The organism is Nocardia sp. NPDC051052 (assembly GCF_044456045.1).
Lineage (GTDB): Bacteria > Actinomycetota > Actinomycetes > Mycobacteriales > Mycobacteriaceae > Nocardia.
Map to the genome: position 1 here is coordinate 1 of NZ_JBITFL010000006.1, position 24,270 is coordinate 24,270.

Consider the following 24,270-nt stretch of genomic DNA (forward strand, 5'->3'; position numbering starts at 1 on the left):
GTACTAATCGGCCGAGGACTTACCAACAAAGAAGCTACGCGTCCACTGTGCAGTATCTGAAACAACACACGATCCGTGTTCACGGGTTCGGAGTGAGAGTTTCAGAGGCTTGCGCCTTTGAACACCCTCCGGACGGTGGGAACCCCCCTGGGTTCTCATCCACCGGTCGGGGTTTTTAGGGGCCGCGGGCCCCTGAAGAAACCTCTTCCTGGTGAACCTTGGACACGGAGTGTGACAGTTTCATAGAGTTACGGCGGCCATAGCGGCAGGGAAACGCCCGGTCCCATTCCGAACCCGGAAGCTAAGCCTGCCAGCGCCGATGGTACTGCACTCGACAGGGTGTGGGAGAGTAGGACACCGCCGGAACATCATTGCGAAAGACCCCCAACACTGTTGGGGGTCTTTTTGCGTTTACCGAGTAGCTGCCAGCACTGCCGCGAGACCTTCTTGCAGGTCCTTGACGAAATACTCGGGAACCTCCAGCGACGGAAAATGTCCCCCGGTTTCAGGCGACCGCCATCGGACGATCTGCCGGTACCGCTCCTGTGCCCAAGGGCGCGGGCACTTCTCGATGTCGTGGGGATACACACTGATTGCCGACGGGATATCGACCCGGAGTTCAGGGTCGAACGTGTTGACACCGCCGTGGCTTTCGTAATAGATGCGGGCCGCCGATGCGCCGGTCCGCGTCAGCCAATACAAGGTGACGATGTCGAGAATTCGGTCTCTGGAAATCGTCTCGAACGGGCTGTCTTCGGTGTCTGTCCACTCAGCGAACTTGTCGAGAATCCAGGCGAGCAGCCCGACTGGCGAGTCGACGAGCGAGTACCCGATGGTCTGCGGTCGGGCCGCCTGCTGCTTCGCGAATGCCGCGCGGGGGCCGCACCAGAAGTCGCGGGTTTCCTCGGTCCACGCGCGCTCGGCCGTCGTCAGACCGTCGGTTGTCATCCCGGGGGGTGCCTGCGGGGTCAGCGTGTGGATGCCGAGAACGTGTTCCGGAAACCTGCCGCCGAGGACCGTGGTGATCACGCCTCCCCAGTCGCCGCCGTGGGCTACGAACTTGGGGTAGCCGAGTCGTTCCATCAGTTCCACCCATGTAGCCGCGATCTTTCCGATGCCCCAGCCGGTTGTGGCAGGTCTGTCGCTGTAACCGAAGCCGGGTAGCGACGGGACCACGACGTGAAACGCCGGCGCGGCCGCATCTTTGGGATCCGCGAGCTCGTCCACGACATCGGTGAACTCGGCAATGCTGCCCGGCCAGCCGTGCGTCAAGATCAGCGGAGTAGCGTCCGCGCGCGCAGATCGGCGGTGCAGGAAGTGGATGTCCAGATCATCAATGGTCGTGCGGAACTGGCCGATCTGGTCGAGGCGTGCTTCGAACGACCGCCAGTTGTACTCGGTGCGCCAGTAGTTCACGAGATCGGCGAGGTCGGCGAGCGGAACGCCCTGGTCCCATCGGCGAGGGTCGGGCTCGGCGCGATAGACCGTCTCAGCTTCCGGCAGCCGGGCTGCGGCCAACCGTGCGCGCAGATCGTCGAGGTCAGCGTCGGTGGCGTGGGCTTCGAATGCTTGCACGTCGCTGGTTGGGCGTGGCATGCTACCTCCTGGTCATAATAGAACCGGCTAAGACGGTTCTAACATGTCCCGATGCCAGCGTGCAACCAGCTATGGTGGTTCCATGCGTGCTGGGTTCCCTGACTTTCGCCTCGGTAGCGTGCTGGCGACCAGTTTCACGGGCACTCTGTCGGAGCGTCTTGGCACCGCGGTAGAGCGCATCCCCACGCCGCAGCGACTCATCGACTGGTTGGCGGTGAACGGCCTCGCGGTGGACTCCTGCACTACCGCCCAGCTCGAACTCGCCCGGGAACTGCGGGAGTCGATTCACGCGGTCGCGACGGCGGCCGCGATCGGCGATGCCCTGCCCGAGTCTGCTGTCCAGGTCATCAATGATCGCAGCGTGCGGGGTCGGGCCGCGGCGATCCTGACGCCTGAGGGCAATCGGCGCTGGCAACTCGGCTCGGCTTCCCGCGTGGAAGATGCCCTCAGCGTGATCGCCGCCGACGCGATCAGCATCATCGCGGGCGAACGAGACGGAAAATTGGCCTTGTGCGCATCGCCGACCTGCCAGGCCGCCTTCTTCGACACCAGCCAAAGTCGCACCCGCAAATGGTGTGACATGAACACGTGTGGGAACCGTCAGAAGAAAGCGCGCTTCAACGCCAACCAGCGTAAAGAGGCTCTGCACAGATGAGGGTGTAGCGGCGGGGCTCAGTCGTTGGTGGATGACCCTGGTCCAGTCGCGGCGTACCGGGCGGCGATGGTGCGCACAGCCTCGTCGACTACCTGCGCGACGCGTTCGGCGCTCACCTCCCAGCCTGGCACCAGGAGTGTCGGCCAGAAGACGTAGTTGGAGATCATGCCCAGGAACTGGGTGGCTGCGAGGTCCACGTCCTCGACCCGCACCGTTCCCGCCTCGTGCTCAGCCAGGAGGTAGCTGCGTACGGACTCGAAGTAGGGCAACTTCCCGTGCGAGAACTGCGCATGGGCCAACTCAGGGAACCGCGGCAGCTCGGCGATGACGATCCTGAACAGGTCGGTCATCTGGGCACGGCCTAGCAGCTCGGCGTAACGACGGCCGATGATGCTGAGCCCGTCGACGACGTTGCCTGCTGGCGGCGGATCCTCCTCGTCAGCGCGGGACCAGGACTCGGTGACAATGGCGTCGAACAGGGCAGCCTTGCTGGGAAACTGCTTGAACAAGGTGGCTCGCGAGACGCCCGAGCGCTCCGCGATCCGCGCCAGCGACGTCCGGTCGTAGCCCAGCTCGAGGAACAGCGCGGTCGCGGCCGTCACGATCAGCGCGCGCTTCTCCTCGGCGACGCGCTGGTGGTAGGTCGGTAGGACGCTGCTCATGGGACCGAGCATACGAGGTGAGTGGCTTGACTCGCCACCGTCGACGGCCTAGCGTCGACTTGATGGTGAGTCGCTCGACTCACCATCGGTCGCCGTAATCGGCGATGCTCCTGATCAGACACCCACGCACCAAAGGAACGTCTCATGACCCGCTTCGACAATCAGACCGTGCTCGTGACCGGCGGGACCGGTGGCCAGGGCGCGAGCCACGTCCGCGCCTTTCACGCCGAGGGAGCGAACGTGGTGATCGGCGCCATCGACGCTGCCCGCGGCGCCGCGCTGGCCGACGAACTCGGAACCCGTGCTCTCTCAACCCACCTCGACGTCACCGACGAGAGTTCGTGGTTCGCCGCTGTCCGTGCCGCCGAGGACGCCTTCGGCGCCCTGAACGTGCTCGTCAACAACGCGGGTGTGCAGAATCCGCCTGCAACGATCGAAAACACGGAGCAGGCCACCTGGTCGCGCATCCTCGACATCAACCTCACCGGGACCTTCCTCGGCATCAAGGTCGCAGCCCCCGCGCTGCGTCGCGCGGCCGGAGGAGTCATCGTCAACATCGCCTCAACCATGGGCCTGGGCGGCACGGCTCACTATGCGCCCTACGTCGCCAGCAAGTGGGCCGTGCGCGGCCTCACCCAAACGGCAGCACTCGAGCTCGGCCGCGACCACATCCGGGTGAACACCATCCACCCCGGCGTAATCGCAACCTCTTTCATCCACGAACCAGCAGCTGGCGCCACCGCGGCAATCGCCGACTTCTACTCACCCGACCCGTTCGCCATCCCCCGGCTCGGGGAGCCGACCGACGTCACCCGTCTTCTCCTGTTCCTCACGTCATCAGACGCCTCGTTCATCACGGGGTCGGAATACGTCATCGACGGTGGACTCCTCCTCGGCCCCGCCCTTCAGGCCCAGACCGCATGAGCACTTCGGACGCCTGCTCGAGACCGGCGAGTTCAGACCACGACTACACCCTCAACCGTGCAGAGCCCGTAAAGGCTCCACCGAGTTGCCTTGACGCGGAACTATTTCCGGATAGGACGTCGCGTGCCGAGCTCCGCGCTGTCGGCAGCGGCGCGACCGTCGTCCCAGCCATTGGCGTTGGGGATGGAGACACCGCGATTGCGTACCTCCGGGAACAGGGTGTCGAATGCCTTGTCCACCTCGAGCTGATGCGAGGCGAGCACCGGCAACAGCCGTTCCGGATCGGCTGATTTCGCGATGGTGGTTTCGTTCGCCGTCGCCAGCCGCTCACCGATGCGCGTCGCATAGGCGATGAGGAACGACTTCCGATAGGAACGACTTCTGGAGTCGGCACTGCGATCTGCCTGGTTGCCACTGGCGATCATCGCCCGGGTGGCTTGCACGAGCAGCGATGTCGTCAACAGCTCGATGACCTCCAGATCACCCTCGTCCCCGACGATGGTCATGAATCCCCACGCCGACGAGAAGATCGCCCGGCAGCGGTTGGCTTTGGTGACCACATCGACGAGCAGCGCCTTGGCATCGACATACGGTGTGTCCAGCCAGATCCGGCACGCGCCGGGCAGATCGGGGACGGAGGTGTCCGCGTCGACCAGCACGCGGTCGAGCGCGTATTTGGTCATCAACTCTTGAGCTTTCGCCGAAAGCGCCTCGGCCTCATCCGGAAAGGAGGTCGACTCGGCCTTCGCGAGCAACCCTCGGACGCGGCTCAGGATCTTCTCGTCGACATGGTGGTGCACGGCGGCGCTCGGTTGCGCGGTGCCGGGCAGCGGACGAATGAGTTCCAGCCGCGGCAGCCGAATCAGCAGTGCCAGCGCCTGGATCAGGGTGGTGACCGCCTCGATCGGCGTCAGGAGGTGCTTCGCCGCCCACTGACCGAGGTGCGGCGCCGACTGTGACCACCAGGCGACGGCATCGAGGTCGTCGAGCTGTACCCGCCACGTCTCATCGACCGATGCGGCGGCGAAAGGTTGCATGTACGTGGCGATCACGTCGGTCAGCAGCGCGATCGCGTACTCGTCGAGGTGCCGCCGCGCGGCCTGGTGGATGTCCTCGGGCAGCCAGCCGTTCTGGAAGACCCGGGTGATGATGTGCTGACCCGCGAGCTGCGCGCCGTGCTCCACCGGCGCCGTCAACCGGTCACGACCGGTAACCGCCGTCGCGCAACGTTCCGCCGCAGCAGAAACACCCTGTGCCGTCTCCATCGCGGCGGCCATCATGGCGTTGGCGATCTGCTCCGCGTCCGCGGGCGCGGACGGTTGTTGCGCAGACCAGAAACCAGAGCTGGCGGTCGGACCATTCTCCGGACGTCTCCCGGTACGCCCTCGCCGATTCTGCTTACCTATTGTCGCCACCCCTTATGCGTGGTCCGCGTACTGATATCCCGCAACGATAGGCACCCCGCTGGCAGGGCCGCCGCGCGGGTCGGGACGCTCGTCCTCCGACGCACGACCGGACCGGAGCTCGGCCAGCGTGCGCACAACGTCCGCCCCCGGAGCCGGTCGCCCGCGGCGCCCAGCTGTGCGTGCCGCGCACGGCTTCGGCCGCCGCGCGCGAAATGATTAGCGATTCCGTGCGCGGGAGGCCGAACGGCGCGCGGGATGCGACCCGATCCACGTCTTGGCGAGTCGAGCGAAAGAGGTTCGGCTGTCGATCACCGGTGTGACGCACTGGAAAGCGCTGCCGTCAGCTCGCGTGCGGCGTCCAGCGTTGCCGTAATGTACTCTTCGCGTTCAGGTTTGGATGCTTCCGCGCGGAGCGGGCCGAGCTGTACCTCGTAGGCGGCGGTGCCCGTCGCGTCGAATACCGGTGCCGCGAGGTAGCTCAGCGGCAGCGCCTCCTCGGAATCCAGTTCGGCTCTGGTGAACGGCCGCGAGGTGAGCGCGGCGAGCTGGCGGAGGGCGCGGGTGCGCAGATGCGGTTGCAGCAGTTCGGATCCCACGGCGCCGAGCAGGTCGGCCAGTAGGTCGACCAGGCCCGCGTCGTCGGCCCGCGGCCGGAAAACGGCGACTCCGCGGTCACGGACGAGGGCGAGCAACGTGCTCGCTGTGCGCCGGTCCGCGCCGGCGGCGGTCGCGGTCCACGCGTTCTGCTCACTGGCCGATCGCCACGGCATCACGCTCGCCCCGGCCGGGAACTGTAGTGGAATGCGATGGCCAACAGGGATTCCCGGGACAACACGGTCGGTGCCGTGCCGGACGTCGAGCACGGTGAGACGGTCGGGTTCGATGCGGCTGAACGTCGCGCCGGATCCGGTCCGGGCGGCGAGTGTCGCGAGGACGGCACCGACCCCGTGGGGGAGTGCGGCTCCGTTCAGTCCGGCCAGCGCGGGCCCGATCACATAACCCCGGTGTGCGTCGCGGCCGACCCAGCCCGCCGCGTCGAGCTCCGTGAGAATCGCGGTCGCGGTGGCGCGAGCTATGTCGAGCCGCTCGGCGATCCCCGCGATGCTGACCGGTTCCGTCGACGTCGCGAGCAGCGAAACGATATCGACGACGCGTCGGGTCGGCGGGGACGCGGATCGGTCCGGCATGGCGGAACCCCTTGTTTCTGCTCGGGCGGGCAACCTACTATGTGTCGAATATTAGTGCATGAGATGTCGAATATTCGACAACCGCAGGTCTGCGCGGGGTCGCGCAAGGCATGAATGGAGCGCGCATGATTCTGGATCGGTTCCGCCTAGACGGGCAGGTCGCCATCGTGACCGGCGCGGGCCGCGGCTTGGGTGCCGCGATCGCGGTGGCCTTCGCGGAGGCGGGCGCGGATGTCGTTATCGCGGCTCGCACCAAGAGTCAATTGGACGAGGTGGCCGAGCGAGTGACCGCCCTGGGACGCCACGCCCACGTGGTGCCCGCGGACCTGAGCGATATCGACGCCACCGCGGCACTCGCCGAGATCGCGGTGCAGCGCTTCGGCCGACTGGACATCGTGGTCAACAACGTCGGCGGCGCCATGCCGTGTCCGCTGCTCGACACCACACCGCAGGCGCTCGTCGACGCGTTCAACTTCAACGTCACCAACGCGCACGCCCTGGTCCGCGCCGCGGTGCCCCGTATCCTCGAAACCGCCGGTGGCGGTTCCATTCTCAACATCACCTCGACCATGGGCCGGCTGCCGGGTCGCGCGTTCGCGGCCTACGGCACCGCCAAAGCGGCATTGGCGCACTACACCAAACTGGCCGCGCTGGACCTGAACCCGCGCATCCGCGTGAATGCCATTGCGCCGGGCTCGATCCTGACCTCCGCGTTGGAGATAGTCGCGAGCAACGACGCGATGCGCACCGAATTGGAAACCAAGACGCCGTTGCACCGCATCGGCGATCCTGAGGACATCGCCGCGGCCGCTTTGTACCTGGTTTCCCCGGCGGGCAAGTACCTCACCGGCAAGGTGCTAGAACCCGACGGCGGCTTGATCACCCCTAACCTCGACATCCCGATTCAGGATCTGTGACATGACTTATCGAGTAGTGCAGTGGGGCACCGGCAATGTCGGTCGGCACGCCCTCGCGGGCGTCATCGCCAACCCCGACCTGGAACTGTCCGGCGTGTGGGTGTCGGGCCCGAAGAAGGACGGCATGGACGCCGGAACCATTGCCGGGCTGGAGCATTCGGTCGGCGTAGCCGCGACAACGGACACCGGCGCAATCCTCGCCGCGCGCCCCGACTGTGTCGTCTACTGTTCGATGACCGACAACCGCTTGATGGATGCCATCGGCGACCTGCAACGGATCCTCAGCGCCGGAATCAATGTCGTCGCCTGCGCCCCCGTGTTCTTCCAGTACCCCTACGGCGTGCTGCCCGACGAACTACTGAAGCCGATCCAAGAGGCTGCGGCGCAGGGCAATTCAACACTGTGGGTCAACGGCATCGACCCCGGTTTCGCGAACGATCTGCTCCCGCTGGCACTGGCCGGCACCTGTCTGCGCATCGATGAGCTCCGCTGCATCGAGATCGTCGACTACGCCAGTTACGACAACCGCGAAGTCATGTTCGACATCATGGGATTCGGCAAGCCCCTGGACGACATCCCGATGCTGCTCCAACCGGGCGTGCTGTCACTGGCCTGGGGCGGCACCGTCCGCCAGCTCGCCGCGGGCATCGGCGTCACCCTCGACGCCGTCACCGAGACCTACCAGCGAATCCCGGCCAGCCACTCGTTCGACATCGCCACCGGCCACATCGCCGAGGGCACCGCCGCCGCACTGCGTTTCGAGGTGCGCGGCATGGTCGGCGACACCCCGGTCACCGTCCTGGAACACGTCACCCGCCTGCACCCCGACCTCTGTCCCGACTGGCCACAACCCGCGCACCACGAAGGCTCTTACCGCGTCGAGATCACCGGCGAACCCAGTTACGCCATGGACCTGGTGACCTCGAGCCACCACGGCGACCACAATCACGCCACTCTCCTCGCCACCGCCATGCGCATCGTCAACGCCATCCCCGCCGTGGTCCAAGCGCCCCCGGGCATCCTGACCGCCCTTGATCTACCCCTGATCACCAAACCCGCACAGCGGTAACCCTATTCGCGGGAGCGATACCGCTCGAGCAAACGTACGTGTGTCGGCTCGAGTTCCTCGATCGAACTGACACCGAGTAGCCGCATGGTCCGGATGATCTGGGTGCGGAGGATGTCGATCGTGCGGTCGACACCGGCCTCGCCACCGGCCATCAGCCCGTACAGGTAGGCGCGCCCGACGAGGGTGAACCGCGCGCCGAGGGCGAGGGCGGCGACGATGTCGGCACCGTGCATGATGCCGGTGTCGAGGTGGATCTCCATGTCGTCGCCCACCTCGCGCACCACGGCGGGCAGCAGGTGCAGCGGGACGGGCGCGCGATCGAGTTGGCGTCCACCGTGATTCGACAGGACGATGCCGTCGACACCGAGTCCGGCGAGGCGCTTCGCGTCGGCGACCGTCTGCACGCCCTTCACCAGAATCCGGCCCGGCCAGGTCTGTCTGATCCAGACCAGGTCGTCGAAGCTGACGGTCGGGTCGAACATGGAATCGAGCAGTTCGGCCACCGTTCCCGACCACCGATCGAGCGAGGCGAACGCCAGCGGTTCGGTGGTGAGGAAGTCCCACCACCACCATGGCCTGCGCAGGGCGTCGAGCGCACCGGACAGGGTGATCGATGGCGGCACGGTCATGCCGTTGCGCACGTCGCGCAGTCGGTTCCCCGCTACGGGTACGTCGACCGTGACGACGAGCGTGTCGAATCCCGCCTTGGCGGCTCGTTCGATGAGCGCGAGTGAACGATCGCGGTCGGTCCACATGTAGAGCTGAAACCAGTTGCGGGCGTTGGGTCCGGCACCTGCGGCGACGTCCTCGATGGCCGCGGTTCCCATCGTGGACAACGTGAACGGGATGCCCGCGCGTTCGGCGGCCCGCGCCCCCGCCAGCTCGCCGGCCGTGTGCATCATCCTGGTGAACCCGGTGGGCGCGATACCGAACGGCAGTGCGGCGGTCTTGCCGAGCACCTGCACGGCGGTGTCCGTGGTACCGACGTTACGCAGGATCGCGGGCTGGAACTCGATGTCGGAGAACGCTTCCCGGGCCCGATCGAGACTGATCTCGGCCTCGGCGGCGCCGTCGGTGTAGTCGAACGCGACCTTGGGGGTGCGCTTGCGGGCCAGCTCCCGCAGGTCCCAGATCGTCTGGGCGCGAGCGAGTTTGCGCTTTCGGCCACCGAACGGACGCTGAAACCTGACCAACGGCGCGAGCTCGCGGGGCCGCGGCACTCTGCGCGCGGTCACCCGGCCGCCGGTGTCGCGGCCCGCAAGCGCAGGGAATGCATGCCGCCGTCGACCTCGAACATCGTCGCGGTGATGGACGCCGCCGCCGGACCGGCCAGATACGCGACGGCGCCTGCGACTTCCGCCGGTGTGACCAGCCGCCCGTGCGGCTGACGCGCCCGCAACGCGGCCATTTCGGCGTCGGGATCCGCACTGGCCGCGAGCAGCCGCTGCACCCAGGGCGTGTCGACCGTTCCAGGATTGACGCAGTTCACCCGAATACCCTCCGCGAGGTGGTCGGCGGCCATGGCGCGAGTGAGCGACAGTATCGCGCCCTTACTGGCACTGTAGGCCGCGCGATCGGGCAGCCCGGTGGTGGCCGCGATCGAGCAGATGTTGACGATCGCGGCTGCGGGGGACTGTCGGAGGTAGGGGAGCGCCGCACGGGAGACGCGCACCGTGCCGAGGACGTTGACCTCGAACACTCGCCGCCATTCGTCGTCGGAGTTGTCCGCGATGGTCCCCTGCGCGCCGATGCCCGCGTTGTTGACGAGGATGTCGATCCGCCCGAACGCGTCGATGACGCCGGCGATCGCGCCTCGGACCGATTCGTCCTCGGCGACATCGCAGCGCAGGGCGACCTCCGCCGCGTCACCGGGATTCAGATCGAGGACCGCCACCCGCGCGCCCGCCGCCGCGAACGTCTCGGAGACCGCCTTGCCGATGCCGGACGCACCACCGGTGACCACCGCCACCAGCCCGTCGAACGTGCCATGCGATGTCATATCGACCACCTTCTCGCCTCGATTCCGGTGCACGAGTTCGTTTCCGGACAGGTCCGATGTTTGACTCAGGCGAACATAACACCGATCGCCAGTGCTCGCGCCAGATTGCCACTGCGCAACCAGGATTGACGAATCTCGAATCTCCCATTGCGCAGACAGACATCCGATGTATAGTCGTGACCCAGATCACTATCTGGAACGAGGATCACCCTATGGCGCACCTCACGGCGCTGGACACCCTAGACGTCCGGTTCCCGACGTCGCGCGAGCTGGACGGCTCGGACGCGATGAACCCCGACCCCGACTATTCGGCGGCCTACGTGATCCTTCGCACCGACGACCCGGCGGGACCGGCGGGGCACGGATTCGCCTTCACCATCGGCCGCGGCAACGACGTGCAACGCGTCGCCATCCAGTCGCTCGAGCATCTGGTCGTCGGACGCTCGGTGGCCGAGCTCGTCGGGAACCTCGGAGGATTCGCCCGCGACCTGGCCGCCGATTCCCAACTGCGTTGGCTCGGACCGGAAAAGGGCGTCATGCAGATGGCGGTGGGCGCGGTGCTCAACGCCGCCTGGGACCTTGCCGCGAAGCTGGCCGGAAAACCGTTGTGGCAGTTGGTTTCCGAGATGTCACCGGAACAGCTCGTCGACCTGATCGACTTCCGCTATCTCACCGACGCCCTGACACCCGATGAGGCACTGGAGATCCTGCGCCGCGCCGAGCCCGGCCGGGCCGAGCGCACGGCCCGCCTGCTCGATACCGGGTATCCGGCATACACGACCTCACCTGGCTGGCTCGGCTACTCCGACGACAAGCTCGCCCGCCTCGCCCGCCAGGCGGTGGCCGACGGATTCGGCACCATCAAGATCAAGGTCGGCCGCGACGTGGACGAGGACGTGCGCCGGGTCAAGGTCGCCAGGGCGGCGATCGGACCCGACATCGGGCTCGCCGTCGACGCGAACCAGCGCTGGGATGTCGACGCGGCGGTAGACTGGATTTCCCGGCTGGCGCAGGCGAATCCGGCCTGGGTCGAGGAACCGACCAGCCCGGACGACATCCTCGGCCACGCGCAGATCCGCCGCCGGGTCGCGCCGGTGCGGATCTCGACCGGCGAGCACGGGCAGAACCGGATCCTGTTCAAACAGCTGCTGCAAGCGGGCTCGGTCGACCTCTTGCAGATCGACGCGGCCAGGGTCGCCGGAGTCAACGAGAATCTGGCAATCCTGTTGCTGGCGGCCAAGTTCGGCGTCCCGGTGGTGCCGCACGCGGGCGGCGTCGGGCTGTGTGAGCTGGTCCAGCACCTGGCGATGATCGACTACGTCGCGATCACCGGAACCACCCAGGATCGGGTGATCGAATTCGTCGACCATCTGCACGAGCATTTCCGGCATCCGGTCCGCGTGGTCGGTGGCCGGTACCTCGCCCCGCGCGAGCCAGGGTTCAGCGCCGAAATGCTGCCCGACTCGTTACGCGACTACGCCTATCCGACCGGAGCCGCGTGGCGCGCGGATCCGCAGGCCCGCACGACCCAACAGCAGGAGAACCCATGAAAACCGCCAGCATCATCGGCGTAGCCCTCGGCGCCACACTGGTCATCGCCTCGGGCGTCGCCTGTTCCCGGGAGTCCACCGGCACCGGCGACAGCGCCCCGGCCGTCACCGTCGGCGTCGGCGCGGACAACGGCGTCCTCGTCGGCGCCGACCAGCCGCGCTCGGACTCCGACTTCTGGAGCGCCTACGCGGGCTATCTAGGCCCGAAAGCCGCTGCCGCGGGCGTGAAGCTGGAGAACACCTCCTCCGACAACGACGCCAACCGGCTCAAGTCGAACGTCGACACCCTGCTGTCCAAGAACGTCAAGGCGATCATCATGGCGCCGCAGGACACCGCCGCGGTAAAACCCGCCCTCACCGCGGCCGCCGCGAAGAACGTGCCGGTGGTCAGCGTCGACACCCGTCCCGACAGCGGCGGTGTGTACATGGTTGTCCGCGCGGACAATCGCGCCTACGGCACCAAGTCGTGCGTGTATCTCGGTGAAACCCTCGGGGGCGCAGGCAAAGTCGTCGAATTCCAGGGCGACCTGAGTTCGATCAACGGCCGTGATCGGTCGGAGGCGTTCGCGGACTGCATGAAAACGCGCTACCCCGGCATCAAGGTGATCGAGATCCCGACCGACTGGAAGGGCGATCGCGCCGTCTCCGGCCTACAGGACAAACTGCTGACCGACCCCGACATCAACGGCATCTACATGCAGGCGGGCGGGGTGTTCCTGCAGTCGACGATGGCCTTGCTGCGGCGCAGCAACAAACTGGTGAAAGCCGGTGCGCCAGGCCATATCACGATCGTGTCGAACGACGGCATCAAGGCAGAGCTGGACGCCATCGCGGCGGGCGAGATCGACGCCACCATTTCCCAGCCCGCCGACCTGTACGCGCAGTACGCGGCGTTCTATGCCAAGGCCGCCGTCGACGGCCGCAAGTTCACCCCGGGCCCCACCGACCACGGGTCGACGATCATCGACACCGGTGTCGGCGGCGCGCTCGAAGACCAGCTGCCCGCGCCCGTCGTCACCCGGGCGGGCGGCAAGGTGGGCGAACTCGACACCCTGACCCCCACCGCGCCCGGCCTCTGGGGCCACGGCGGATGACCGGCGAACCGATCGCCGAAGCGATCGACGTGTCGAAACGGTTCGGGCGCAACGTGCTCGCGCTCGACCGGGTCGGCCTGCGGGTGGACGTGGGCCGGACCCACGCGCTGGTCGGGCGTAACGGTGCCGGGAAATCGACCCTGGTGTCGATCCTGACCGGACTCGCGACTCCCGATGAGGGGGAGGTGCGGTTCAATGGTCTCCCGGCGCCGTCGCCCGCCGACCGGGACGGGTGGCGGTCCCGGGTGGCGTGCGTATATCAGAAGTCGACGATCATTCCGGATCTGTCGGTGGCGGAGAATCTGTTCGTCAACAGTCAGGGCTTCGGCAGCCGAATCATCAACTGGCGCAAGGTACGCGGGTACGCCCGCGAACTACTCGACACCTGGTCGGTGCCGGTCGACGTCGATACCGTCGCCCGTGACCTGTCCGTGGAGCACCGTCAGCTGGTCGAGATCGCCCGCTCGCTCTCGCACGGTGCGCGGTTCATCATCCTGGACGAGCCGACCGCCCAACTCGACGGACCCGCGATCAAGCGGCTGTTCACCAGGATCCGCGATCTGCAGACGCAGGGCGTCACGTTCCTGTTCATCTCCCATCACCTCGACGAGACCTACGAAATCTGCCAGGACATCACCGTTTTCCGGGATGCCAGGCAGGTGCTGACCGCGCCGGTGGCCGAGCTCGGCAAGAAAGACCTGATCGCCGCGATGACCGGCGATTCGGTCGAACTCGAGACGCCGGTCGCGCGGCGCGATCCCGACGGCACGGCGGCGCCGACGCTGCGGGTCGAAGGGCTTTCGCGGGCGGGCGAATTCGAGGAGGTGGGTTTCGAGGTCAAGCCCGGGCAGATCGTCGGCCTCGCGGGCGGTGGCAGCAGCGGCCGGATCGAGGTCGCCGAGACCATCGTCGGATTACACAGGGCGGCAGCGGGTTCCATTCTCGTATCCGGTAATCGGCTACGCCACGGCGGGGTTCGGGCCGCGCTCGACGCGGGGATCGGCTTCGTGCCCCGTGATCGGCACGAGGAGGGCCTGATTCCGGAGATGAGCGTGGCCGACAATGCCACCCTGACCGTGCCGCGACGGCTCGGGCGGCGCGGGCTGCTGTCCCGTCGCACCCGGAACGCGGTGGCGGGCAGGGCTATCGATGATCTGGGCATCAAAACCGAAGGGCCAGATCAGAGTGTTGCCGAACTGTCCGGCGGCAATCAGCAGAAGGTCGTGTTCGCCCGCGCGTTGGCCACCGAGCCCGCGGTGCTGGTGCTGATCACACCGACGGCAGGGGTGGACGTCCGGTCGAAGGAAACGCTGCGCGGTGTGGTGCGCGACGCCGCGGACCGCGGCACCGCCGTGCTGGTGGTGTCGGACGAACTCGACGATCTGCGCGACTGCGATCGCGTCCTGGTGATGGTGCAGGGCCGGATCGCGCAGGAATTCGAACAGGGCTGGGGCGACAAGGAACTGGTCGCCGCGATGGAAGGACTGTCATGATCGCTACCGCCCCCGGGTCCGCCGCGACTCGACGGCTGCCTGCGTTGCGCTGGGGCGCGCTGCGCGACTTCCTGCTCGTGCCGCCGATCCTGCTGGTGCTGGTGGTGGGCTACTTCATCAACACCAACTTCGTCTCGTCGGCCAACCTCACCAACGTGCTGACCTCGATGAGCGGCATCGCGCTCATCGTGCTGGCCGAGGTGCTGGTGCTGGTGGTCGGGCGGATGGACCTGTCGCTGGAGTCGACCTTCGGGCTCGCCCCCGGCGTCGCCATCTGGGCGACCATGGGCACCGCGAAGGTGGGCGCCTTCACCTGGACCTCGCCGTGGATGGCCATCCCGATCGCGTTGCTCGTCGGCCTCGCCGTCGGCGCGCTGAACGGGGTGCTGATCGTGCGGTTCGGGTTGAACGGCTTCATCGTCACCCTGGCGATGCTCATCGCGCTGCGCGGCCTGCTCACCTTCCTCACCGAGGGTTTCACCCTCACCAAGATCCCGCCGTCGGTCGAATGGCTCGGGAACACAAGGATATTGGGGGTGCCGGTCGATGTGGCGCTGTGCCTGGCGCTGTTCCTCGTCGGCTATCTCGTGCTCACCTATACGACGGCCGGACGCGCGCTCTATGCCGTCGGCGGCAACGAGGCCGCCGCGCGGGCCGCCGGTATCCGCACCGACAATGTCGTCATCGCCGTGCTGGTCGTCGCGGGTGGCCTCGCCGCGATCGGTGGCCTCATCTACTCGGGACAGTTCGCCAGCGTGCAGGTGAGCCAGGGCGATGGGATGATCTTCCAGGTGTTCGCGGCCTGCGTGATCGGCGGTGTCGCGCTCAACGGCGGACGCGGCTCGGTGCTCGGCGCGTTCTTCGGCGTGCTGATCCTCACGCTGATCCAGAAGCTGCTGTCCTACGGCGGGGTCAGCGCCGACTCGCTGAAGTTCATCAACGGCGCGCTGATCCTGGTCGCCTTGGTGATTACCCGCATCGCCAGCGGACGACGGCAGGAGTGAGCGTGCGAATCGCGTTGCACACCAAGCTGAAACCCGGTGCCGAGGCCGAATATGAGGCGGCACATCGTGCGGTACCCGGCGAACTCGTCGCCGCCATCAGGGCTGCCGGGGCCACGTCCTGGACCATCTGGCGCAGCGGCACCGACCTGTTCCACGTGATCGACTGTGCCGCCTACGATGTGCTGCTGAGCCGGTTGGCCGAGCTGCCCGTCAACGTCGAATGGCAGCTGCGGATCAACGAGTATCTCGAAGCGGCACACGACTATTCGGCCGTCGGCGCCGATGCGGCGTTGCCGGTGGTGTGGGAGCTCGATCCTTCGGACGGTGCGGGTGAATGACGTAGCCGACATTGTCCTGGGCGGAGCTGGTTACGCGGGCCTGTTCCGTGCGATCGACGAGGCCGCCGCGCAGGCGGGTATCGCGGCGGCCTGGGATGCGGGCATTCGCGCCTTCGATACCGCGCCGCACTACGGCGCGGGCCTGAGCGAGGAGCGTCTCGGCCGATTCCTGAAGTCACGGTCGGAGTACACGATCTCCACCAAGGTGGGCCGGTTGCTCTACGACGATCCGCTGGCACCCGACGGCGCCGACGACTTCTATGGAGCGCCGAAACGCGCACGGCGCCGCGACTATTCGGCGGCAGGTGTGCGCCGATCGCTGGAAGAATCACTCGAGCGTCTCGGCCTGGACCGGGTCGACCAGCTACTGATCCACGATCCGGACGACTATCAGGACCAGACACTCGCCGAGGCCGTGCCCGAGCTGACCCGAATGCGTGACGCGGGCACAGTTTCCGGCATCGGAGTCGGCGTCAACGACGTGGACGTCGCGCTGCGCTTCGTGCGGGAAACGACCATCGATCACGTCATGATCGCCGGACGGTACACCTTGCTCGACCGGCGCGCGGAAGCCGAGCTACTCCCCGAATGCGCGCACCGAGGCGTTCGAGTACTCGTCGCCGGTGTGCTGAACAGCGGGATCTTGGCTGACCCGTTGCGCAGGACCACGTTCGACTATCGGCCCGCCCAGCGCGCCACCATCGAACGTGCACAGTCGATGGAGCGAATCTGCGCGAAATACGATGTCCCCCTGCGTGCCGCCGCACTCCAGTTCCCACGCCGTAACCCCGCGGTCGCCGCCACCGTCATCGGCGCGGGCACCGAGGATGAAGTCGAAGACACCATCGCGATGCTGAATATCGCTGTCCCGGAAGGCCTCTGGCACGAACTGGACCGGCGCGCATGACCCGCCGTCCGTGGTCAGCCCGCCGCGCGGCGCAGCCACTCCATGACGCCCGCCACGTGCGCCAGTGCGCGCGCCTGCGCCAACTCCGGATCGCGGGCGGCGATCGCGTCACAGATGCCGCGATGCTCGGCGACGGTGCGCTCGAAGGCGCGCTCCTCGGTCATGCCGCGCCAGATCCTGGCTCGCGTCGTCGGCAGCGACAGCGAATCCAACAGGGAGGCAAGCACTTTGTTGCCGGAGGCGGCCGCGATCGCGCCGTGGAACTCGAGATCCAGCGCGACCAGCTCGGTCACCGAGGTGGTCTCGGGCACGACGAGGGTGCGCAGGTGCGCGATGCCGTCCTCGGTCATCGATTGCGCGGCCAACGCGGTGGCGGCGGGCTCGAGGATGCGCCGGATGCCGAGCACGTCCAATACCGAGTTGTCCTGATGGAATTCGAGCAGGAAGCTCATCGCGTCGAGCAGCGACTTGGGCTCCAGGCTCGCCACGTAGGTGCCGTCGCCCTGGCGCACGTCCAGGATCCGGACCAGCGAGAGCGCGCGGACCGCTTCGCGCAACGAGTTGCGCGAGACGCCGAGCTCGGCGGCGAGGTCCGCTTCGCGGGGCAGGCGCGCGCCCGGCTCGAGGTCGCCCGAGATGATCATCGCCTTGATCTTCGCAATCGCGTCGTCGGTGACCGACACCTGTTTCCTTCGCCCTCGAGGATGTGAAGCTATGCCTCCGATGACTGTAGACTCCCACCTCCATATTTGGCGGATAGACGGCGGAACATTCGGCGTAGAGTACGACTGGCTGGACGAGACATCGGATGTTTTGTACCGCAACTACGCCCTGGCGGACGTGCAGCCGGCGTTGGCCGAGCACGATGTCGGCGCGGTCGTCCTGGTCCAGGCCGCCGATTCGCTGGCCGAGAATCGCGCGCTGCTTGCCGCCGCGACGGCCTCGCCGCTGCCGTCCGCCGTGGTCGGCTGGCTGCCGCTGCATCGGCCCGATCTCGTGGCCGCCGAGCTGCCCTGGCTGCGGGCGCATCCGGAGTTCGCTGGCGTCCGCCACATGATCCACCGCGACCCTGACCCGAAATGGCTACTACGGCCCGAGGTTTCGGCGGGTCTCGTGCTGCTCGCCGAGGCGGGACTGGTGTTCGACGCGGTGGCCGAGCGACCGGATCTGCTCGCGCAGGTGCCGCTGATCGCGCGCGAGCACCCCGACCTGACCATTGTCCTGGACCACCTCGGCAAGCCGCCCATCGCGACCGGCGAGTGGCAACCATGGGCCGACCTGCTCGCCGAGGCGGCGGCCCAGCCGAACGTGGTCGCCAAGATATCCGGACTGGCCACGGTATCCGGCGCCGAGATCACCGCCCGGCGCTGGCAACCCTACGTCGACCACGCGCTGGCCTGCTTCGGGCCGGGGCGGCTGATGCTCGGCGGCGACTGGCCTTTCACGCTCACCGCCGCGTCGTATCGGACCGTATGGCAGACCACGCTGGAGACACTGGCCGACCTGACCCCTGCCGACCGCGTTCAGGTGCTGACCGAAGTCGCTTGGCGCACTTACCAACTGCCCCTCGCACCGACCTGGATGACCGAAGGAGAACCCGAATGAAGTTGCAGCGCATCGGCGAGCTGGGCGCGGAGCGTCCGATCGTCGTCGACGGCGACCACGCCTACGACCTGCGCTCGCTCACCGCGGACATCGATGGTGGCTTCCTCGCCGCCGACGGCATCGAGGCCGTCGCCGCGGCACTGGCCGCGGAACGGCTGCCCCGGATCGACCTCGCAGGCGAGCGCATCGGCGCCCCGATCGCCCGCCCGCACGCGGTGTGGTGCATCGGCATGAACTACGCCGCGCACGCCGCGGAATCGGGTTCGGCCCCGCCGCAAACCCCCGTCGTCTTCTTCAAGACCCCCAACACCGTGGTCGGCCCCTACGACGACGTGCTGATCCCACGCGACTCCCACAAGACCGACTGGGAGGTAGAACTCGCGGTGGTGATCGGCCGACGCGCACGCTACCTCGACACCGTCGACGAGGCGATGAATCACATTGCGGGATACACGATCTCGAACGACGTCTCCGAACGCGCCTTCCAGCTCGAACAATCGGGCGGGCAATGGTCCAAAGGCAAGTGCTGCGAGACCTTCAACCCGCTCGGCCCCGCACTCGTCCCGCGCGACCGGCTCGACCCGGGAAACCTGCGGCTGCGTTCCTTCGTGAACGGCGAACCGCGCCAAGACTCCAGCACCGCCGACCTCATCTTCGACGTCGGCTACCTCGTCCGGCACCTGTCCCACTACGCCGTCCTCGAACCCGGCGACATCATCAACACCGGAACCCCTGCGGGCGTGGCGCTTTCGGGTCGTTTTCCATACCTGCGCGACGGCGACGTAGTCGAGGTCGAGATCGAAGGTATCGGCCGGGCCAGGCAGCGATGCCGCGACGCCACCTGGGCGCGCGAATCATCGCCGTCGGCCTCGGTCGAGGTGTGAGTTATTCGGCCGCCAGAACTTCCAGCGCCCGATCGACGTCCTCGGCGGCGTTGTACAGATGGAAGGAGAAGCGCAGCCCGCCATTACGCGCGGAGGTGATGACCTCGGCCTCCGCCAACCGGGGCGCGGCGTCACCCGCACCGGGCACGGTGACGATCGGCGAGCCGTTCGGCACCACCGACAGCCCGATGTCGGTCAACCCGACGCGGAACCGGTCGGCCAGCTCGAGGTTGTGCGCGTTGATCTTCTCGACTGTCAACTCCTCGATCAGGGAGATCCCCGCGCTCGCGGCGATGACGCCGAGCCAGTCCGGCGTGGAATCGAAGCGCCGGGTGGTGGTCGGCAGCTTGACCGGGTTGTACAGCTCGGCCCACGGATCCGCGGCCGCGTACCAGCCCGGCGATACCGGCCGGAGCGATTCGGTCGCCTCCGGGCCCGCGGCGAAGAAGGAGACGCTGCGCGCGCCGATCAGCCACTTGAACGTCGAGCACACCCAGTAGTCGGCGTCGGCGAAGGTCATCGGCAGCCAGCTCGCCGCCTGGGTGGCATCCACCAGCAGCCGCGCGCCGTGCGCTCGGGTGGCGGCCCGCAGCGCCGGTAGGTCCGTCATCCGCCCATCGGCCGATTGCACCACGCTCACCGCGACCAGCGCGGTCTCCGGCCGCACCTCCTCGATCAGCCGCTCCAGCGGTACCACCCGCAGCACCAGATCGCCGCGGTGCAGGAAAGGCATGGTCACCGAGGAGAATTCGCCCTCGGCGACCAGCACCTCGGCTCCCGGCGGCAGCGCGATGGCGACCGGACCGATCAATTGGGAGGCGGCGCTGCCGAGCGCGATGTCGTCCGCGGTGGCGCCGGCCAGCAGCCGGGCGAACGACTCGCGCAGCCGGGGGATCAGGTAGTCGTTCGTCATCGGACCGCCCCGGCCCGCCGCCCACTGCGCGTTCGTGTCGCGAATAGCGGTCAGCGCTCGCGCGGACGGAAGCGCGTAGGAGGCGGTGTTGAGGTAGGTGACTTCGGACGAGAACTCATCGGGCGCTAGGGAAGACATAGTAGGAGCATCCGCTGACACGACCGCCCCGTCCAGCGCCACCACCTCGAAAGTGGACCGATCCGCGTGCCCGCGTCGGGCACAACGGCGAGCAGACCCGAGATCTATACCGGCTGATACCCCCGCGGCCGTGACGATGTTGTCCTCCAGGGGCATAAAGTCCTTCGAGTCGCAAATTCGGCAAAGGGCACAAAATTATTCAGCCCGCAAATCTTTCAGAGGGCATATAGTCCCTTGGGCCGCAACTATTGTGACAAGAAATTCTAAGATTGACGGCGCGGTGGAGTTTGCTTATGGTCCAGTCGTTCAGTTCTCGCCGATCGATATCCGAAGGTGTTTATGACCGCGTCCCCAACACTGCCGAAGTCCAGGCAGTGGTTGATCCTTGCTGTCCTCATGTTCTCCCAGCTGGTGATCTGGGTGGACAACACCATCCTCAGTGTCACCTTGGAAACCCTGACGGACCCGGTCAACGGGCTGGGTGCCAGCCCGGCTGAGCTTCAATGGGCCACGGGCGCATACACTTTGGTCTTCGCCACATTCATGTTCACCGCAGGCGCGCTGGGCGACAGTTTTGGCCACCGGACTGTGCTCGCAACCGGAGTGGTGATCTTCGGCGGGGCCTCGATATGGGCGGCGTTCGCAGGTGACCCAAGCCAATTGATCGCCGCCCGAGCCGTGATGGGAATCGGCGCCGCGCTGATCATGCCAGCTAACTTTGCCATTCTTTTGTGGACCTTCACCGGCCCCGTCCGAGTAACCGCGATCTCCATTTCCGCAACAGCCGCCGGTGTCGGAATGGCTGCGGGCCCGGTGCTGGCCGGGATCCTGCTCGGTCATTTTTGGTGGGGCTCGGTTTTTCTCGTCAACGTCCCGGTTGTGGTGCTGGCATTGATCGGGATCGCCATGCTGGTCCCCAATTTCCGCAGCCCCACCGTGCGGCCGCTGGACCCGGCTGGGATGCTGCTTTCGATCAGTGGGCTCGCGGCGCTGGCATACGGGCTGATCCGTGCGGGGCAGGTAATCGACTGGGGCCGCCCGGACGTCTGGGCGCCGATCGCCGTCGGACTGGTCTTGCTGACAGCTTTCGTGCTCGTAGAACTGCGAATCAAGGAACGCAGTTTCGATCCCCGACTGCTCGCGCAACGGGTATTCGGCGGCGGCAACGCGGCCATGGCATTGGTCTTCTTTTCGGTGGCCGCCATCACTTTTTATAATGCGTTTTATCTGCAAGGTGCACTTGGCTTCTCGCCGCTGAAGGCAGGCTTGGCCAATATCCCGACCGCGGTCGGCGCGATCGTGGGTGCGCCCCTTGGCGCGGGTCTGGTACGCCGATGGTCACTACGTGCTGTCGCCGTGCCGGCACTGATCGTGGTGGCGCTATCCATGGGCGCGTTCGGGTTGCTCGGACTGCAAACCCCACTGATCTGGATCGAGATCTTGTTGTTCGTCCAGGGCCTTTCGGTCGGCATGATGATGCCAGTGACGGGAGCACTGATCAGCACCCTGCCGATGGAACGGGCCGGTGCCGGGTCGGCCGTCATCCACACCGCGCGACAGACCGGCAGCGTGATCGGGATCGCAGTAGGCGGCACGATCATGTCGATCGCATATCGTCGCGCGATCGAACCCGCGCTGAGCGATGTACCGGAGGCCGTACAGGAACGAGTACGGGTCTCCGCGGAACAGGCGCGGCATGTTGCCGCCGAGATCCACCAGTCGACTCTTGCGCAGGCTGCCGATCACGCGTTTATCCACGCTATGCACGTCGGCGCGGTCTGGATCATGCTCGCCGCACTTCTCGGAGTAGCTGTGCTGGTGTTTGCCTTGGGACGCGTCGGAAAATCCACGGTGTCGGCACCGGAGCCGGACCGCGGTCGAGTTGGCATCCGCTCCGCGACTGGGGCCGCCCCCCGCTCCGGGACGGATAATCAATCGGCTTACGAGGGCGCTGACCTGGGCAGCTGACACAGTGGGAATCGGTAAGACACTGCAATCAGGAAGCCGTCGGAATAGAGTTGAATTCCGTGTTTGCAGACACTATTTCGGTGTCGGTGTGGCCCACATATTGGTCAGCAGTTGATGGCTGGGGGTGTCTGCGAGGGACTGCATGGATTCGTAGATTCGCTGGTAACTGGTCGAGGTGATGCGCCAGTTGCCGTCGGGGTCGCGGCGGTAGGTGTCGGCGTAGTACCCGGCGCCGCGGATGAGCACGCCGTGGTCGGTGGCGAGCACGGTGTCCTCGAAAGCCCATGAGCCGGTGGCGATCTCGCCGTCGACGGCGATCTCGGGATGATTCGCGATATGCACCGTGACGATCGATGGTCCGAGGTTGTCGCGCATGAACGCGGTGATGGCCGCGCGGCCGTCCAGGGTGAGGGGTTCGCCGAGCGCGTGGGTGCCGTAGCGGCCTGCGGCGTCGACGGCGAGGGTGTCGGCGAATTCGTCCCACCGTTTGAGGTCGAGCGTCCGGAAGTATCGGTACTTGAGCTGACGGACGGCTTCGATGGCGGCGAGATCCATGCCATCAGGGTGGCACGCGGCCGCGCGGCAGACAAGAACCTGTTCTATTCAGCAGGGTCGGGGCGGCCCAGATGTGTTCGGCGTTGGTCGATGGGTACTCGACTCCATGAGGCATGCCGACGCTAGCGCATGCGCTCATCGCACCTCGTCACGATCGGGAGCCTGCTGTGAAGAGCCCTGTTACCTCGCCCAATCCGCACGATCCGTCGCTCGATCAAGCGGTCGCCCTGCACGCCGCGGCCACCCGCCTGGCGGCGGAGTTCGACGGACTCGTCGACGACGCTGCCATCGAACAGTTCCTCCGCTCGGCCTACGACCATGTTGCCGCCCACGCCACCATCGACAACTTCCTGCCGCTGCTCGCCGAGCGCTACACGCGAGAGTGGTTGTACGCCTTGGTGGGTTAGCGGGCAGCGCGGCATAGCTGTCAAGGTTCGTTCCCGGCTACCGAGAAGATCCGTAGTGGTCTCCGTAGTTTCCGGGATTCCACTTCGCGCGCGCCGAGGCACTGTGATGGGTGACACAAACGTGTTCTAAGCTCTAGGCGAGCACCAGTGGAGGTGAGCTATGACGGTCGAGGCGGTGACCCCTCCCCAGTCCGGCGAGTTGTATACGGGACAGGTGTCCGCCCGGCCGCCGCAGCCGCCGGTGTCCATGATCGAGCGAATGACGTTGATACTGGACGCTTTCGACGGCGCGACACCCACCCTCACCCTGCTCGGTTTCTCCGAACGCACCGGCCTGCCGCGCTCGACGGTGCATCGCATCCTCGACCAGATGATCCGGCTACGCTGGCTCGCGCACGCCCCCGGCGGCTATCGACTAGGCATGCGCACGCTGGAGCTGGGCGGACTTGCCGCCGACCACAACGAGATTCGCGATGTGGTCAGCCCGCTGCTGCACGATCTCTGTCAACGCACCGGCATGGTCGGACATCTCGGCGTGCTCGACGGGCGCGAGGTGCTCTATCTCGACAAGGCGGGCGGCCGGTTCGCCGCCACCGTGCCCACCCGGCTCGGCGGCCGGATGCCCGCGCACAGTACGGCGCTCGGCAAGGCACTGCTCGCGTCGCTGGAACCGAGCATCGTCGAAACGTCGTTCCGCGATCACCTGCCGCAGCTGACCGCCCGAACCATTTGCGACAGAGCCGAATTGCATCGCGAACTGGCCCGCATCCGGCAACGGCAGGGCGTCGCGGTGGACAACGAGGAGTCGGTGGCGGGCATCGCCTGCGTAGCCGTTCCTATTCGCGGTCGCGGTGCCGCAGTGGCCGCGCTGTCGTTGTCCGGCCAAATCGGTAGCGAACGAGCAGCTTTGGACACCGCGCGGCTGGCCCGCGTCCTCGTCGAGGTCGCGCACGAGGCCGGTCGCTCCCTGTTCCCGCGCCACGCCCGCTGGCGCTGAGC

The 24,270-nt window shown here is 66.8% G+C and carries 24 protein-coding genes and 1 rRNA gene; 16 read left to right on the forward strand and 9 right to left on the reverse strand.

Annotation, left to right across the window (positions count from 1 at the left end):
• Window positions 1-249: 249 nt before the first annotated feature.
• Window positions 250-366, forward strand: a 5S ribosomal RNA gene (gene rrf / locus ACIBCN_RS21170).
• A 45-nt stretch (window positions 367-411) separates the two neighbouring features.
• On the opposite strand, the gene ACIBCN_RS21175 is transcribed toward rrf, so the two are convergent.
• Entirely contained in the window at window positions 412-1,596 is a 1,185-nt protein-coding gene (locus ACIBCN_RS21175) for an epoxide hydrolase family protein (RefSeq protein WP_396993325.1), read from the reverse strand.
• A gap of 82 nt (window positions 1,597-1,678) precedes the next feature.
• Here ACIBCN_RS21175 and ACIBCN_RS21180 point away from each other — a divergent pair, with 82 nt between their 5' ends.
• Window positions 1,679-2,251, forward strand: coding sequence for a CGNR zinc finger domain-containing protein (locus ACIBCN_RS21180; protein ID WP_396993326.1), 573 nt, complete (start codon window positions 1,679-1,681; stop codon window positions 2,249-2,251).
• A gap of 17 nt (window positions 2,252-2,268) precedes the next feature.
• On the opposite strand, the gene ACIBCN_RS21185 is transcribed toward ACIBCN_RS21180, so the two are convergent.
• A complete protein-coding gene (locus ACIBCN_RS21185; protein WP_396993327.1) occupies window positions 2,269-2,913 on the reverse strand; it encodes a TetR/AcrR family transcriptional regulator in 645 nt (214 codons plus the stop codon).
• A 144-nt stretch (window positions 2,914-3,057) separates the two neighbouring features.
• On the opposite strand from ACIBCN_RS21185, the gene ACIBCN_RS21190 reads away from it, so the two are divergent.
• Complete coding sequence (locus ACIBCN_RS21190) at window positions 3,058-3,837, forward strand: SDR family NAD(P)-dependent oxidoreductase (RefSeq protein WP_396993328.1); 780 nt, start codon at window positions 3,058-3,060, stop codon at window positions 3,835-3,837.
• 101 nt (window positions 3,838-3,938) lie between these two features.
• On the opposite strand, the gene ACIBCN_RS21195 is transcribed toward ACIBCN_RS21190, so the two are convergent.
• Window positions 3,939-5,102, reverse strand: coding sequence for a DUF2786 domain-containing protein (locus ACIBCN_RS21195; RefSeq protein WP_396993329.1), 1,164 nt, complete (start codon window positions 5,100-5,102; stop codon window positions 3,939-3,941).
• Window positions 5,103-5,551: 449 nt separating this feature from the next.
• Window positions 5,552-6,430: a helix-turn-helix domain-containing protein gene (locus ACIBCN_RS21200; protein WP_396993330.1), complete on the reverse strand. Its 879-nt coding sequence runs from the start codon at window positions 6,428-6,430 to the stop codon at window positions 5,552-5,554.
• Window positions 6,431-6,555: 125 nt separating this feature from the next.
• On the opposite strand from ACIBCN_RS21200, the gene ACIBCN_RS21205 reads away from it, so the two are divergent.
• Together ACIBCN_RS21205 and ACIBCN_RS21210 are read left to right on the forward strand one after the other, a co-directional pair.
• Window positions 6,556-7,347 carry an SDR family oxidoreductase gene (locus ACIBCN_RS21205; RefSeq protein WP_396993331.1) on the forward strand — a complete coding sequence of 264 codons (792 nt, stop codon included), beginning with the start codon at window positions 6,556-6,558 and terminating at the stop codon, window positions 7,345-7,347.
• 1 nt (window position 7,348) lies between these two features.
• Entirely contained in the window at window positions 7,349-8,416 is a 1,068-nt protein-coding gene (locus ACIBCN_RS21210) for a diacylglycerol kinase (protein WP_396993332.1), read from the forward strand.
• A 2-nt stretch (window positions 8,417-8,418) separates the two neighbouring features.
• On the opposite strand, the gene ACIBCN_RS21215 is transcribed toward ACIBCN_RS21210, so the two are convergent.
• Window positions 8,419-9,651: an alpha-hydroxy acid oxidase gene (locus tag ACIBCN_RS21215; protein ID WP_396993333.1), complete on the reverse strand. Its 1,233-nt coding sequence runs from the start codon at window positions 9,649-9,651 to the stop codon at window positions 8,419-8,421.
• Window positions 9,648-10,415, reverse strand: coding sequence for an SDR family NAD(P)-dependent oxidoreductase (locus ACIBCN_RS21220; RefSeq protein WP_396993334.1), 768 nt, complete (start codon window positions 10,413-10,415; stop codon window positions 9,648-9,650). Before ACIBCN_RS21220 ends, ACIBCN_RS21215 begins: the two co-directional genes overlap by 4 nt.
• Window positions 10,416-10,627: 212 nt before the next feature.
• Between ACIBCN_RS21220 and ACIBCN_RS21225 the strand changes: the two genes are divergently transcribed.
• From ACIBCN_RS21225 to ACIBCN_RS21250, 6 genes are read left to right on the forward strand one after another with little or no spacing between them, the layout of a single operon-like run.
• On the forward strand, window positions 10,628-11,965 hold the full coding sequence (locus ACIBCN_RS21225; protein WP_396993335.1) for an enolase C-terminal domain-like protein: 1,338 nt from the start codon (window positions 10,628-10,630) through the stop codon (window positions 11,963-11,965).
• Window positions 11,962-13,059, forward strand: coding sequence for a sugar ABC transporter substrate-binding protein (locus tag ACIBCN_RS21230; protein ID WP_396993336.1), 1,098 nt, complete (start codon window positions 11,962-11,964; stop codon window positions 13,057-13,059). Before ACIBCN_RS21225 ends, ACIBCN_RS21230 begins: the two co-directional genes overlap by 4 nt.
• Window positions 13,056-14,552, forward strand: a complete 1,497-nt coding sequence (locus ACIBCN_RS21235; protein WP_396993337.1) for a sugar ABC transporter ATP-binding protein — start codon at window positions 13,056-13,058, stop codon at window positions 14,550-14,552. Before ACIBCN_RS21230 ends, ACIBCN_RS21235 begins: the two co-directional genes overlap by 4 nt.
• Window positions 14,549-15,556, forward strand: a complete 1,008-nt coding sequence (locus tag ACIBCN_RS21240; RefSeq protein WP_396993338.1) for an ABC transporter permease — start codon at window positions 14,549-14,551, stop codon at window positions 15,554-15,556. Before ACIBCN_RS21235 ends, ACIBCN_RS21240 begins: the two co-directional genes overlap by 4 nt.
• A 2-nt stretch (window positions 15,557-15,558) precedes the next feature.
• Window positions 15,559-15,894, forward strand: a complete 336-nt coding sequence (locus tag ACIBCN_RS21245) for an L-rhamnose mutarotase (RefSeq protein ID WP_396993339.1) — start codon at window positions 15,559-15,561, stop codon at window positions 15,892-15,894.
• Window positions 15,881-16,801: an aldo/keto reductase gene (locus tag ACIBCN_RS21250; protein ID WP_396993340.1), complete on the forward strand. Its 921-nt coding sequence runs from the start codon at window positions 15,881-15,883 to the stop codon at window positions 16,799-16,801. The genes ACIBCN_RS21245 and ACIBCN_RS21250 overlap by 14 nt, the downstream gene beginning before the upstream one ends.
• Window positions 16,802-16,815: 14 nt before the next feature.
• Here ACIBCN_RS21250 and ACIBCN_RS21255 read toward each other — a convergent pair whose 3' ends face one another.
• Window positions 16,816-17,484, reverse strand: a complete 669-nt coding sequence (locus ACIBCN_RS21255; RefSeq protein ID WP_396993341.1) for a FadR/GntR family transcriptional regulator — start codon at window positions 17,482-17,484, stop codon at window positions 16,816-16,818.
• A 40-nt stretch (window positions 17,485-17,524) separates the two neighbouring features.
• Between ACIBCN_RS21255 and ACIBCN_RS21260 the strand changes: the two genes are divergently transcribed.
• Window positions 17,525-18,406, forward strand: a complete 882-nt coding sequence (locus ACIBCN_RS21260; protein ID WP_396993342.1) for an amidohydrolase family protein — start codon at window positions 17,525-17,527, stop codon at window positions 18,404-18,406.
• Complete coding sequence (locus tag ACIBCN_RS21265; RefSeq protein ID WP_396993343.1) at window positions 18,403-19,290, forward strand: fumarylacetoacetate hydrolase family protein; 888 nt, start codon at window positions 18,403-18,405, stop codon at window positions 19,288-19,290. The genes ACIBCN_RS21260 and ACIBCN_RS21265 overlap by 4 nt, the downstream gene beginning before the upstream one ends.
• Window position 19,291: 1 nt before the next feature.
• Here ACIBCN_RS21265 and ACIBCN_RS21270 read toward each other — a convergent pair whose 3' ends face one another.
• Window positions 19,292-20,341 (reverse strand): aminotransferase class V-fold PLP-dependent enzyme, encoded by a 1,050-nt coding sequence (locus ACIBCN_RS21270; protein WP_396993344.1) that lies wholly within the window; start codon window positions 20,339-20,341, stop codon window positions 19,292-19,294.
• A gap of 339 nt (window positions 20,342-20,680) precedes the next feature.
• Here ACIBCN_RS21270 and ACIBCN_RS21275 point away from each other — a divergent pair, with 339 nt between their 5' ends.
• Window positions 20,681-22,309 carry an MFS transporter gene (locus ACIBCN_RS21275; protein ID WP_396993345.1) on the forward strand — a complete coding sequence of 543 codons (1,629 nt, stop codon included), beginning with the start codon at window positions 20,681-20,683 and terminating at the stop codon, window positions 22,307-22,309.
• A 72-nt stretch (window positions 22,310-22,381) separates the two neighbouring features.
• Here ACIBCN_RS21275 and ACIBCN_RS21280 read toward each other — a convergent pair whose 3' ends face one another.
• Window positions 22,382-22,864, reverse strand: a complete 483-nt coding sequence (locus ACIBCN_RS21280; protein WP_396993346.1) for a nuclear transport factor 2 family protein — start codon at window positions 22,862-22,864, stop codon at window positions 22,382-22,384.
• Between the two features lie 167 nt (window positions 22,865-23,031).
• Here ACIBCN_RS21280 and ACIBCN_RS21285 point away from each other — a divergent pair, with 167 nt between their 5' ends.
• Both ACIBCN_RS21285 and ACIBCN_RS21290 read left to right on the forward strand, forming a co-directional pair.
• The gene (locus ACIBCN_RS21285) at window positions 23,032-23,271 is read left to right on the forward strand and encodes a three-helix bundle dimerization domain-containing protein (RefSeq protein WP_396993347.1); all 240 of its coding nucleotides are present in this window, start codon (window positions 23,032-23,034) and stop codon (window positions 23,269-23,271) included.
• 160 nt (window positions 23,272-23,431) lie between these two features.
• A complete protein-coding gene (locus ACIBCN_RS21290) occupies window positions 23,432-24,268 on the forward strand; it encodes an IclR family transcriptional regulator (RefSeq protein ID WP_396993348.1) in 837 nt (278 codons plus the stop codon).
• The last annotated feature ends 2 nt before the right edge of the window (window positions 24,269-24,270 follow it).

Excerpts from the sequence above, each read along its gene's own strand:
- ACIBCN_RS21175 (WP_396993325.1), bottom strand. The coding sequence starts at position 1,596 with ATGCCACGCCCAACCAGCGACGTGCAAGCATTCGAAGCCCACGCCACC.
- ACIBCN_RS21180 (WP_396993326.1), top strand. The coding sequence starts at position 1,679 with ATGCGTGCTGGGTTCCCTGACTTTCGCCTCGGTAGCGTGCTGGCGACC.
- ACIBCN_RS21185 (WP_396993327.1), bottom strand. The coding sequence starts at position 2,913 with ATGAGCAGCGTCCTACCGACCTACCACCAGCGCGTCGCCGAGGAGAAG.
- ACIBCN_RS21190 (WP_396993328.1), top strand. The coding sequence starts at position 3,058 with ATGACCCGCTTCGACAATCAGACCGTGCTCGTGACCGGCGGGACCGGT.
- ACIBCN_RS21195 (WP_396993329.1), bottom strand. The coding sequence starts at position 5,102 with ATGGAGACGGCACAGGGTGTTTCTGCTGCGGCGGAACGTTGCGCGACG.
- ACIBCN_RS21200 (WP_396993330.1), bottom strand. The coding sequence starts at position 6,430 with ATGCCGGACCGATCCGCGTCCCCGCCGACCCGACGCGTCGTCGATATC.
- ACIBCN_RS21205 (WP_396993331.1), top strand. The coding sequence starts at position 6,556 with ATGATTCTGGATCGGTTCCGCCTAGACGGGCAGGTCGCCATCGTGACC.
- ACIBCN_RS21210 (WP_396993332.1), top strand. The coding sequence starts at position 7,349 with ATGACTTATCGAGTAGTGCAGTGGGGCACCGGCAATGTCGGTCGGCAC.
- ACIBCN_RS21220 (WP_396993334.1), bottom strand. The coding sequence starts at position 10,415 with ATGACATCGCATGGCACGTTCGACGGGCTGGTGGCGGTGGTCACCGGT.
- ACIBCN_RS21225 (WP_396993335.1), top strand. The coding sequence starts at position 10,628 with ATGGCGCACCTCACGGCGCTGGACACCCTAGACGTCCGGTTCCCGACG.
- ACIBCN_RS21230 (WP_396993336.1), top strand. The coding sequence starts at position 11,962 with ATGAAAACCGCCAGCATCATCGGCGTAGCCCTCGGCGCCACACTGGTC.
- ACIBCN_RS21235 (WP_396993337.1), top strand. The coding sequence starts at position 13,056 with ATGACCGGCGAACCGATCGCCGAAGCGATCGACGTGTCGAAACGGTTC.
- ACIBCN_RS21240 (WP_396993338.1), top strand. The coding sequence starts at position 14,549 with ATGATCGCTACCGCCCCCGGGTCCGCCGCGACTCGACGGCTGCCTGCG.
- ACIBCN_RS21260 (WP_396993342.1), top strand. The coding sequence starts at position 17,525 with ATGACTGTAGACTCCCACCTCCATATTTGGCGGATAGACGGCGGAACA.
- ACIBCN_RS21265 (WP_396993343.1), top strand. The coding sequence starts at position 18,403 with ATGAAGTTGCAGCGCATCGGCGAGCTGGGCGCGGAGCGTCCGATCGTC.
- ACIBCN_RS21270 (WP_396993344.1), bottom strand. The coding sequence starts at position 20,341 with ATGTCTTCCCTAGCGCCCGATGAGTTCTCGTCCGAAGTCACCTACCTC.
- ACIBCN_RS21275 (WP_396993345.1), top strand. The coding sequence starts at position 20,681 with ATGACCGCGTCCCCAACACTGCCGAAGTCCAGGCAGTGGTTGATCCTT.
- ACIBCN_RS21280 (WP_396993346.1), bottom strand. The coding sequence starts at position 22,864 with ATGGATCTCGCCGCCATCGAAGCCGTCCGTCAGCTCAAGTACCGATAC.
- ACIBCN_RS21290 (WP_396993348.1), top strand. The coding sequence starts at position 23,432 with ATGACGGTCGAGGCGGTGACCCCTCCCCAGTCCGGCGAGTTGTATACG.